The sequence below is a fragment of the Dankookia rubra genome (assembly GCF_004355005.1).
Classification (GTDB): Bacteria; Pseudomonadota; Alphaproteobacteria; order Acetobacterales; family Acetobacteraceae; genus Paracraurococcus; species Paracraurococcus ruber_A.
This window is the reverse complement of the sequence record NZ_SMSJ01000139.1, coordinates 1-10,242: the sequence shown is the minus strand read 5'-3', so window position 1 is coordinate 10,242 and position 10,242 is coordinate 1. Positions and strand designations below refer to the sequence as shown.

12 protein-coding genes are annotated in these 10,242 nt (G+C 62.8%); 6 read left to right on the top strand and 6 right to left on the bottom strand.

Annotation, left to right across the window (positions count from 1 at the left end; all coding sequences use genetic code 11):
• Positions 1-204: hypothetical protein (locus E2C06_RS38985; protein ID WP_206664817.1), on the bottom strand; the 204-nt coding region annotated here is incomplete at its 3' end.
• Positions 205-408: 204 nt separating this feature from the next.
• On the opposite strand from E2C06_RS38985, the gene E2C06_RS33605 reads away from it, so the two are divergent.
• The 5 genes from E2C06_RS33605 (at position 409) to E2C06_RS33585 (ending at position 3,286) form a co-directional block, all read left to right on the top strand.
• A complete protein-coding gene (locus E2C06_RS33605) occupies positions 409-789 on the top strand; it encodes a hypothetical protein (RefSeq protein ID WP_133292918.1) in 381 nt (126 codons plus the stop codon).
• Positions 789-1,403 carry a hypothetical protein gene (locus tag E2C06_RS33600; protein ID WP_133292917.1) on the top strand — a complete coding sequence of 205 codons (615 nt, stop codon included), beginning with the start codon at positions 789-791 and terminating at the stop codon, positions 1,401-1,403. The genes E2C06_RS33605 and E2C06_RS33600 overlap by 1 nt, the downstream gene beginning before the upstream one ends.
• Before the next feature lie 69 nt (positions 1,404-1,472).
• Positions 1,473-2,450 (top strand): hypothetical protein, encoded by a 978-nt coding sequence (locus E2C06_RS33595; RefSeq protein ID WP_133292916.1) that lies wholly within the window; start codon positions 1,473-1,475, stop codon positions 2,448-2,450.
• Between the two features lie 176 nt (positions 2,451-2,626).
• Positions 2,627-2,833, top strand: a complete 207-nt coding sequence (locus tag E2C06_RS33590) for a hypothetical protein (RefSeq protein WP_133292915.1) — start codon at positions 2,627-2,629, stop codon at positions 2,831-2,833.
• Positions 2,834-3,016: 183 nt separating this feature from the next.
• Positions 3,017-3,286: a hypothetical protein gene (locus tag E2C06_RS33585; protein WP_133292914.1), complete on the top strand. Its 270-nt coding sequence runs from the start codon at positions 3,017-3,019 to the stop codon at positions 3,284-3,286.
• 570 nt (positions 3,287-3,856) lie between these two features.
• Here E2C06_RS33585 and E2C06_RS33580 read toward each other — a convergent pair.
• Positions 3,857-4,636 carry an endonuclease domain-containing protein gene (locus E2C06_RS33580; RefSeq protein ID WP_133292913.1) on the bottom strand — a complete coding sequence of 260 codons (780 nt, stop codon included), beginning with the start codon at positions 4,634-4,636 and terminating at the stop codon, positions 3,857-3,859.
• 361 nt (positions 4,637-4,997) lie between these two features.
• On the opposite strand from E2C06_RS33580, the gene E2C06_RS33575 reads away from it, so the two are divergent.
• Positions 4,998-5,600, top strand: coding sequence for a glycosyl hydrolase 108 family protein (locus E2C06_RS33575; RefSeq protein ID WP_133292912.1), 603 nt, complete (start codon positions 4,998-5,000; stop codon positions 5,598-5,600).
• Here the strand turns inward: E2C06_RS33575 and E2C06_RS33570 are convergent.
• The 4 genes from E2C06_RS33570 to E2C06_RS33555 all read right to left on the bottom strand — a co-directional run bounded on the left by E2C06_RS33570 (position 5,555) and on the right by E2C06_RS33555 (position 8,865).
• Positions 5,555-5,992 carry a hypothetical protein gene (locus tag E2C06_RS33570; RefSeq protein WP_111472684.1) on the bottom strand — a complete coding sequence of 146 codons (438 nt, stop codon included), beginning with the start codon at positions 5,990-5,992 and terminating at the stop codon, positions 5,555-5,557. The two genes, E2C06_RS33575 and E2C06_RS33570, sit on opposite strands and share 46 nt — an antisense overlap.
• A gap of 10 nt (positions 5,993-6,002) precedes the next feature.
• Positions 6,003-6,269, bottom strand: a complete 267-nt coding sequence (locus E2C06_RS33565) for a type II toxin-antitoxin system Phd/YefM family antitoxin (RefSeq protein WP_133292911.1) — start codon at positions 6,267-6,269, stop codon at positions 6,003-6,005.
• 135 nt (positions 6,270-6,404) lie between these two features.
• Positions 6,405-8,321 (bottom strand): hypothetical protein, encoded by a 1,917-nt coding sequence (locus E2C06_RS33560; RefSeq protein ID WP_133292910.1) that lies wholly within the window; start codon positions 8,319-8,321, stop codon positions 6,405-6,407.
• Positions 8,308-8,865: a hypothetical protein gene (locus E2C06_RS33555; protein ID WP_133292909.1), complete on the bottom strand. Its 558-nt coding sequence runs from the start codon at positions 8,863-8,865 to the stop codon at positions 8,308-8,310. The genes E2C06_RS33560 and E2C06_RS33555 overlap by 14 nt, the downstream gene beginning before the upstream one ends.
• Positions 8,866-10,242: the final 1,377 nt, after the last annotated feature.

Here is a 10,242-nt window from a genome sequence, read left to right as displayed (position 1 = left end):
CGACGTTCCTCTTGCGCCGCCGCCGGCAGCTTGCGCATGTCCACATGCTTCATGCCCCCAACCTGGACGGATCCTACTTGCCTTCAAGACCGCCCAGGCCGGATCAATAATGCGCAATGTATTGGGCATTAGCGACCCACTGAGCGTTTTGCGAGAGCTGATCTCGGATTTCTCTTGCACATCGCGATCCGAAAAATCAGCCATGGGTATGAGGCACCCTCTAAGCAGTCTGACGCCTGACGACCTCGCCAAGGCCGCAGCGCATCACGCCGAAAACGCCCGTTTGCTCCGCGCTGCAAGTCGTAGCTTAACGTGCGCTGAGGAGGATCGCAGCCGCGCGCGTTGGCACGAAAAGCTGAGCGTCGCGCTCCGCGTGATGGCGACCGAAGCAACCGCGCGAGGCGGCGCGTGACCGTGCACACCGCCGCGCCGCCAGTGCCGCTGACAGCCGCGTGGCTGGGCGAGGAGATCCGCCGCCACGGGCTGCACGAGACGCTGAAGCCCCCGTGCTGGGGTGGCGAAGAGGACGTGATCCTCGCGGCGCTTCAGCACGGCCCGCCCGACGCTGACGCGCTGAGCTATGACCAACTCCGCCGGGCTGTCATCACCGCGCTCTGGCGGCACCAGCGGGGCGATCTGGTGGAGGCCCGGAACCTACTGGCTGATGCAATCAAGGGTAGCGTTGGCCGCGATCGAAAAACCGAAAACGGGTGGCTCAGCCTCTGTGATCCGGACGCGCCTTCCGACGTCGCCCCGGCCGGCCGGGCCGATCTGGGGAATGTACGCTGATGGCAAAGCGCCGCCCTCGAAAGACCATTGAGCGCCGGCAGCAGCCTCAGGCCGAGCCGCCCACGTATGGCATGCAAGCAAGCCAGCTTGCCCGCCGTGACGTCCATGTCGGCGACCGGGCTGACCCAGAGGACCCGAACCGGACGGTGCGGGTCGCCAGGCGGATCGGGATGCACGCCCGGCTCGCGACTGAGGGGCTGTTGACCACGGATCAGCAGGACGCCGGCGACGAATACGGCAGGCTGTGGGAGGTCGTGAACACCGGCCTCTCGCCCACAATCGGGCAGGGTGCAGGGGGCAGCGACCCTGCTTTCCGCTCTCACGCTCCCGAGCTCTGGTCGGCCGCCTGTGGCAAGCTGGCGAAGGGTGATGCCGTGCTCCGGACTGGCCAGCTGCGGGCCGTGGTGCAACTGGTGGTAGTGGCCGGGTTATCCGCCGAGGATGCCTATCAGCGGCTCTATCCGACCGCCAGACCGGTCAGCAACGTGGTCAGTCGCAATCGCACAGCTGGGCTCCTGGTGGCCGGTCTCGACCTTCTGGCCGACGAGTGGGGAATGAGTGCGTTGCGCCGACATCGTACTTCTCTCCAGAATGCTTCTCGAAGCAGAATTTAAAGGCAAGATGGCTTTGAACTGATTTTTTGTAACAAAAACAGGCATCTCGCACGAGGGTAGGGCGGTCACATGACTGATCTAAAGGAAACATTAACCCTTGTGGCTAGCTTCGGAGCACTCGGTGCTTTCATTGATTTTTCCTTGAGCGAGCAACAACAAAAAAGAATCCGCTCTTTTCTGGAAGAATGGTGGATAAGGTTTTCATATGTAAAACTTAGCAATTTTGGCCGTGAAGAATTAGCGTTCACAATACAATCTATCGATAAGTTTTTTGGCTCTAGTATTTTTAGCGTAAGACGATTAATCAGCGTCTCTGTTATTTATTTCGTATCATTGCTAATCGCAATATTTATAAATTCCTTTTGGCAATATAGTGAAATCTTACATAATTTGCGTGAATTATTTTCTGGTAAATCATTTTCTACCGCCCATGGACCAGCGCTAGTTGTTTCCTTCATTATGAGCATGTTAAGTATTTCACTAACACGATTTGTTACACTTGTAATATATCGTTGTTGCGGTCGTCATTCACTGGTCGATTTCGCCCTATTTCTGACTGCGCTTTTTGTTCAGTATGTAATACTATGCATCTGGGGATTTTTGTCAGTTGATTTTTTCCATTTTATCAACGATCTGATGCTCGTTATTTTTAACGGAAAAGAATATCAGGGTTTTCGGTCTTTTTATTTTGAATCGAGTTTGGGAATATTGAGATTTCAATATGGAATTAGTTGGTTAATTATATTTTCCCCTAGCAATTTACTGTCGCGGATGAGACAACAATTTGATAGTGAGGATAGTTACATACGCTTGTTTTGGGACGATTTGCTTTACCATACGATTCATCTATCGCTACATATCCTAAACGGTTCACGGTTTCTCGTGAGTCTTATTTTTGTAATATCTTTTTTGCTTAAGCCGTTTCTTGAAACTTTTTCGTTATTATGGCGTCGTGCGATTGAAAGCAATAAACCTATTTTCACTCTCGTTTTCGGAGCAGCAGCTGGTTTTTGCAAAATTGTCGCCGACTTGCTGGCACGGCTTTAATACAAAGGCGTGATTTTTTGCGCACACCAGAGATTGAAGTAACGGCTGCATCAGTAACGCGAGTGTGATTAAAATAGTTAAGGTGTAGAGGTGCGCCCGAGGTCGAAAGGTCGCTGGGCGCTTCCGTTTATAGGGCGCGGCATGGCCGTTTGCCCCCTGTCCTCTTGGAGGGCACCATGGACGCTCTGATGGAAGCCGACGATCTCGACGAGATCGCGTTGGCCGTGGAAGAGGCTGACATGGCTGTCATGGCCGACGATGGCGAGGCGGTGCCTGCCACGCCTGAGGACATCGTCTCTCTGCTGGTCGGGCTCATGTCCATGCCCGCCGGAACGCGGATGCGCCTGGCTGGCTTGCTGACTGACACTGACGCGTCCTGCTGATGCGGATCACGGTCGAGGTCGACGTCCGGCAGCTGCACCGTCAGCTGGGCGATCTGGCAACCCGGCAGATCCCATTCGCGACCGCAAAGGCCCTGACCGACACGGCTCGGATGGTCCAGATCGCCGAGACCAGGGCGATCCCCCCAAGTTTTCGACCGCCCGACGCCGTTCACTCAGAACGCCGTGGCGATCAAGCCGGCTACCAAGCGCGAGCTCGTGGCCGAGGTGTTCGTCAAAGACAGGCAGGCCGAGTACCTCGCGCTGCAGGAGACGGGCGGCACTCGCCAGCCTGCCAAGCAGGCGCTGGTCATCCCCGGCAAAGACGCCTCTCTCAACAGCTACGGCAACCTGCCAAGGGCGCGCTGCAACGGGCCAAGGCTCGGCCAGGCGTGTTCGTCGGCAAGGTGCATGGGCATGGCGGGTTCTGGGAGCGGACCAAGGCCGGTGGGCTGAAGGTGCTCGCTACCTTCGCCCGCTCTGCTCAGTACAAGCCTCGGTTTGGCTTTCAGGAGCGCGGCGCGAGGGTGGCTCAGGCTTCCTTCCCGGCCGCCTTCCGCGAGGCTCTGGAGCGGGCGCTGACAACGGCCAAGCGGTAGGCACCCCCCTCCCCCGGGTTGGGTCCTTCCGGGGTCTCGATCCTCCGCGGGTAGTTCGCGCCGCTCCACTTTTCTAGGCACCGGATATGCTGAAGGTAGCATCACCTCCGCTTCCGGAGGCGGCCACGGCTGGCCAGCTCGCGCGGATCGCCGGCGTCACTGAGCGCGTGATCCTCTGTCGCAAGGCTGATGGCAGGCTGAAGAGCGACAGCCAGCAGATGATCCGCGGCCTAGAGCGGGTCGAGCGGTTTTTAGAGCGCATCCCTGGCCCTCTCCAGCAAGGGGCACGCTGATGCGTGCCGCAGAGGGCGATGCTCTCATCGACGCGCTGCTCTCCATGGGGCTCGCCGTCGCCATGCTGATCGACTGCCTCAGCCTGCTGATGCTCGCACTCAGAACCGGCGCTCTCTGAGTGACGGGCTGGGACTCACGTCGGCCTTTTGCGAGGTGGTGGCCCGGCGAGGTCGACGTTCTCCTGGATCCACCGTTGAGGTCGGCGCTTTGCGATCCCGGCCTCGACCAACAACTCCTCGGCCAGTCGGCTCAGAGCATCGCTGAGGTCGTCCATGCACGCCTCGAGGTCGCGCACGATCTCCCGGCCGGTGAAGCGCAAGACATGGATGCCGTTCGTCAGCAGGCGACGGTCCCGGCTCCGGTCGCGGGCGGCTTGGTCCGCGGTGCGCTCGTGGTAATCGTGACCGTCGCACTCGACAGCGAGCATCCGGAACGAACCTTTGAGGCAGACCTTGAACAAGAAGTCGGCCCGGTACTCGGCGACAGTGACCTGAGGGGTGAAGTTTGTGCCCCACTCTGGATCAAAGCGGCTCTCCGGGCCGAAGGAGAACTCGATGTCGTTGTAGCCGTCGTTCCCGAACAGCACGACCCAAGCACCGAACATCGCCTCGATCGGACTCTCGACCATCTCCGTCACCAGGAAGAGATCGCCGGTGATGCCGTCGAACTTCCGATTCAGCCGTCGGCTCGCCTCGGCGTACCCCCGTTCTCTTTCCTCGGCGCTGCGGTCGGTGGCCGGCCAAGTCTCGGCATCCGCCTCAAAATCCGTTTCAGCCTTGTCGGCAAGCCGCGAGTAAAAGCGCTGCGCAGGGTCCGGGCATTGGAAGCCTGCCTTGCGGATGAGCCGCTCCGCTTCCAACACGGTTGCCCGCACATCGCCGGGCTGAAACTTGAGGCCAGAAATCCTCTGCATGGCGCCCCCTCGTGGTGGGCCAAAGCCTACACGCGCGGCCAGGGCCAGTCAGGTCCGCGCATCCAAACCCTGCGCTCCCGGAGGCGCAGGCGAACGCCGCGGCCGATGCGTCATCCATAACTGGATATGGAGGAAATCCCTGATGCAGACCATCATTACGCGCCTGCGCGAGCCCAGCACGCACGCCCCGGCATTGCCGCGCTGCTTGGCATGGCCGGAGTAGCCGTTACCCCCGAGGCCTGGGCCGCCGTGGTCCAGATCGCCACCGGCGCAGCCGGCCTGGTGGCGATCCTGATGGCCGAAAGGGCGAAGTAGCATGCTGGCATGGCCGCGGCGCCTCGCCGCTGGGGTGTCCGTGGCCATGACCGCGGACCCCTTCCCTGATGCCTTCGCTGCAGTGGTCGGTCACGAGGGCGGCTATGGCGCCGATCCGCGGGACAAGGGCAACTGGACCGGAGGTAAGGTTGGATCCGGCGATCTGAAGGGCACGAAATTCGGCATCAGCGCCGCCAGCTACCCGACGCTCGACATCCGCAATCTGACCCTTGACCAGGCGCGTGAAGTCTACCACCGCGACTACTGGCTGCGGCTGGCCTGCGATGTCCTGCCAGCGCCCCTCGCTCTGGTCGTCTTTGACCCCGGGGTGAACGCTGGCGTTGGCGCCGCAGCAGCCTGGCTACAACAGGCCCTGGGCGTTCGGGTCGATGGCGCGATCGGCCTGGCCGCCCGGAAAGCTGCGGCGGGGTTGCGGGATGGCGATGTCCAAGCTGCCGTGATCTCGGTTCTGGTGTTGCGAATGCTGCACAATGCCAGTGCCAGCACATGGCCGATTTATGGCCTGGGCTGGACCTGGCGCGTGCTCAATCTAATGGTGCAAGCGACGGGGGGGGATAAGATGCGCCGTCCCCGAGGTAGCCGTCAGGGCCCGGCGCGATTGACCCTGCTCAGCTTCTTATCGCGGTAAAGTTCGACAAAGCGGTCCCGGACGATGATGAAGAAGTCCGGCGGCAGGTGGCCGTAGTGGAAGGTACCGGGCTGCCTGGGCAGCGGGCGCAGGTCCATCGGCCAAGAGTCGATGTTGCACTCATTGAGCAGAATCCACTGCTGGGCGCTATCCAGCCCCGCCTTTCTCTTCACGTCGTCGGGCAGCTCCAGCCCGATCTCCTCCTCGTTCGGCGGCGAGTGAGAGATTGGCAGGTACATCACATAGTCCTCGGGACGCCCCTCCCGCTTGAAGGTGGCGACCACGCAGGCGGGGTGGTCCTTGTCTGCGGTGTGCGCCCCTTCCTGCTCGCGCCGCTTCCAGAGGTATTCGTAGCGGACCACCAGGCCCAGCGTCAGCGTTGGTAGCGGCACGTCCCAGGCGTCACTTCGCGTTCAGAAAATCGAAGCGGGGGTCCATGGTGGACGAGGCGATCTGGTCAATCAGGTCCTCGGGCAGTTCCTCAAGGGCCAAGCTCATCTTGTCCCGCCGCTTCAGGCGCTCGTACTCGTCTGCCTGCACGATGACCACCGCGGGCTTGTTGTAGTGCAGCACCCGCACCGGCTCCGGCGCGGCGCCGCGGGAGCCCTCGGCCTTCTCCCGGTAGACACCGAAGCTCTTCGAGACCTCGGCCGAGCTGACTTCGAGCATCGACAAAATCCCCTTCAAAGTTCCACAGGAAGTTACGGAACATTCTCCGGAACTTCAAGGGATAGTCGGATCACGGGGTGGCGATTAGTGCCAAGAGGAGCCAGATGGCCCTGTCTTCTTAACCCCTATCCCGCCTCACATGTCGAAGCGGCTTTCCTCGGCGGCATCCTCGGCGGCCACTCGCTTGCTGTACTCGGCGTGGTTTCGCATGTCCTGAGCGACCTTCGCGGCACCGTCGGCAATCCAATCCAGCGCACGAGCCACGAGACCGCGCCGCGACTCTGCCAATTGACGCCAAACGGCGGCCGTTACGGTGAGCTCCTCGACCGTAACAGAGGTCGCGGTCACAGTTGTCCTTTGTACGGTTGCAGACACATGGATCTGCTCTGAGTGCCGGCGGCGCTGCTGCCGGAGCTTGTCACCGACCGACGACATTGGCGCCCTGCCCTGGCCGGCACGCGCGGCCTCAGCACGCGCCGCGGCAAGGCGCTCCTCCTCAATTTCCTCCCGCACCCGGCGCCGCGACCGCTCTAGCTCGATCTGAGCAAGGCGGGCCTGCTCCCGCATCCATGCCAGCATGACCGGGTCGCCGCCACTCGCCGCGATCTGAAATGCCGTCGTGAAATCTTGTGGGCCAGCGTACGGATTGCGTCGTACGGCCTCCAGTTGCGCCAGCACCCGCGGCGGCAGGCGCCGCTTCTCCGACTGAGCCGGCGCCGACGCCGAGGGCGACGCGGCCGGCTTCGGCTCACGCTTCTGGATCTCGGCGAGCTCATCGTCGCTTGGCATCCCCGACCACGTGTTGCGTACCTCTGGCTTCGGCTCCGGAGCGGGCGCAGGAGCGGCCGGCGGCTCGACCTTCCGCCCCGGCCAACCGCGCATGATTTCGTCGAGGACGTCGCGAGCATCGCGGCTGACCGGCGGCGGCGCCTGGAGGCGCGACCGGGCTGGTGCCACCGGCGCCGTGGGTTGCTCAGGCTGCGGAACCTCGGTCGGGGCAGCCTGGACCTCGGCGGACTCAATGATCGCCTCGGGCTCGATGTCCGACAGATCAAACTCAACCTCGACCTCGGCCTTGGCGGCCTGCGGGGCATCCGACAGGGAGCGGATGAGGGCACGTACCTCGTTGACGGAGCTCAGACGCAGGCCGGCGATCTTGGCCCGGACGTCGGCAGCGCTGATGCGCGGCAGGTCGGACGCCTTGGACACTGCGCCGAGGGTCCGGGCGAGGTCGTGAGTGGCGCCCGTGCGGTCCAGCATCTGCACCGTCTTGCCACCCTGGCCGAGCCAGAGGCCACGATCGAGCAGCGCGGCTGAGAATGCCTCGGCGCTGTCCGATGCCTGCCAGGCGGCCAGGACGTCACGCTCGACGTCGGCGAGCTGGATGCCGGTGCGAATCTGCTGCTGGCGCTGAGGGCGGTTGATCTTGGCCTTCCGGCGCGGGCCGAAGCGGGTCGGCTCGGCACCAGGCGGATCGGGGAGGCGCGGGAAGTTCGCCAGCAGCCAATCCGCGGCCTCAGTCCGGCCGTTCGCCACCAGCCAGTCATGGACCTTATCGGGGTGAGCAATCGCCGGGCAGGACAGGCCGAAATCACGAGCGACCTCAACCGCAATGCGCTCCATGATGAGGAAACTGTTGCCGATATTCGCGACCTTGCCGGCGTCGGTCCGGCGAAGGCTGATCTCGTGCAGGTGGATGCCGCGCTTACCCCGGCTGTCGATCAGGTCGTGCCGTACCCGCATCCGTGGCTGGTTCTGGGTGCCATTCGACTCTGCAACACGATCCAGGAACGCCTCCTGAGCCTCGAGCGGGGCATCCTCCAGGGATGGCGAGACGATCGTGTGCAGCAGGGGGGCCTTGCTCTTGATACCAGCAGCCATCGCAGCAAGGCGGCGCAGCTTGGCGTGGAGCGTGTCACCGCTCACCCCACCGGGGAGCAGCGTCACAACCTGACGCTTGCCGGCATCCAGATCCTTGCTGAGGTGGTCGGCGAGGGCATCGACCGCGGGCTTGGCCCGCGGGAACACGCCCCCGATGCTAAGGAACGACATCCCGGCGGCCTTCGGCCACGGCAATCAGGGTTTCGGTGCGCTTCATCAGCCCCTCGACTTCGAGGACCAGGGCATCAACCCGGTCGAGAGCGGCGAGCATGGCGGGGATCACGTCCTCCCTGCCGGCCTCGCGGAGCGGGGCTAGGTACTGGCGCAGCGTGCCATGGACCATCCGCAAATCATCTCGGGTGGTGTCGACCTTAATGAGAGCCTCGGCCAACGCAGTCACTTGGACAGTGGGCTGCGGGGTCGCGCGGCGCTTGGGTGCCGGGCGAGCCATCTCCTCGGTGACCAGCTGCGTGAGCAGGGTCGCCCTCTCCATCCCATGCAGGGCGGCGCGGGCGGCAAACAACTCGGCGGTCTCCGGATCCAGGCGGCACCCAACCACCACAGAACGCAGATCCGCATCGGCGGTGCGGCGGGGCCGACCGCGCTTCCGGACGAACTCCGTGCCTGCAGGGGCAGGCATCGGAACGCGCGATGAAGGCATGGGAACGCTGGGGGCATTTCCGGGGGCGTGGCGGGTGTTGAGCACCTTTTCCATGGCCGCGTGGTCCTGTTTCTTCAGGCGCTGGGCGCCTGCGGGGTCCACGGGGCGGAGCCCCTGGCAAGGTTATCGCGTTTACGCGATATTCCTTGCGCGAAGCATTCCGACCCCGTCGTACCCGAAACATACCGGCAGGGTCGGAAACCGCCCGGGTCCATAGCCAAAAAAACGAGCGGCCCAGGCGTTACGAAAGCGCGAGCGGTAGGCGACTAAAGGCCTAAGCGAAGGGGCTAATTTGCCACTTTCCTGCCATATTTCGTGGTACCACGGCGGGACCACGACGGGCCCATTCTGGCCCCACGAAAACACGGAATCGGAACGAAAACTGGAGCCGTGGCGGTACCATCAGGCACGGGAACGCGGTACCCGCTCGGGGGCCTTCCCGACAACTGCGTAGACGCCTTTTGGCCGTCCATACGCATGCGTCTGGCTTGGGATCACGCCAACGACCTCTACCAGCCCCTTCCGCCTTCGGCGGCGGAGAGTCGCGTCGACCCTCCGGATCCAAGCCTCCCGAATCCCAGGGGTAGTCGCGCCAGCGATGAATGTGTCGGATAATGATTTGGTGGTGACGTGCTGCATGGCTTCGACCAGCCGCAAAAAGTCATCCTCCCAGCCCTCCGGCCGATAAACGAGGGTCGCCATTCGCAGCCGGAGCATGGCCAGGAGCGCACCCGGTGCCGGCCTGGGATCGAAAACAAACTCATCCGCCATGAAGCCGACGCTCCCTGGCAGCACGGCGCCGCAGATCGGCGGCGTTGGGTATGTCGGCGAGCATGAGGGAGACCATCGACCGGCTGAGCCGGTAGCGATCCGCGAGCTCGGACTACCGGACACCCCCGCGGCGGAACTCCGCCCGGACTGCATCCCGAACGGATGCCGGCACTCGAGACCGCGGGCCCATGCGTCGGCCCCAAGAGCAGTTGTCCGGCCCATATGGCCGGCCCGGGTAGACGCGATTAAGCGCCAGCCCGGATGAGCGGCGCCAGCACCGCCCATTGCGCATCCGTCAAAACCTGGGGCCTGCTCCCTTCAATCATCTCAGGTAGATGGGGCAATACTCATGGCCTCACAGGCCCCAGTCTGTCGATGTGCCGCAATGGACAACCCGCTCATTCCGGTGTTCGCCTGTTGTAGCGATCGGAACGGGCAGCGTGACTAATATTATTCCGATACTCTTTCCGGGTTGCGACCGGGTCTGGGCCTTACTATGAATCGGCATGCAGAACATCGTCCCTCCGCCTATCGAGCGATACATAACTCTGTACCGCACCCGGTGTCCTGGACACGCGGTTGCACTATGCGGCGCGCCTGAGATCGGTGTCGAGGCGCATGTCGAGCGGGCTGCGGTAGCCGTTCTTCTCGATCAGCCAC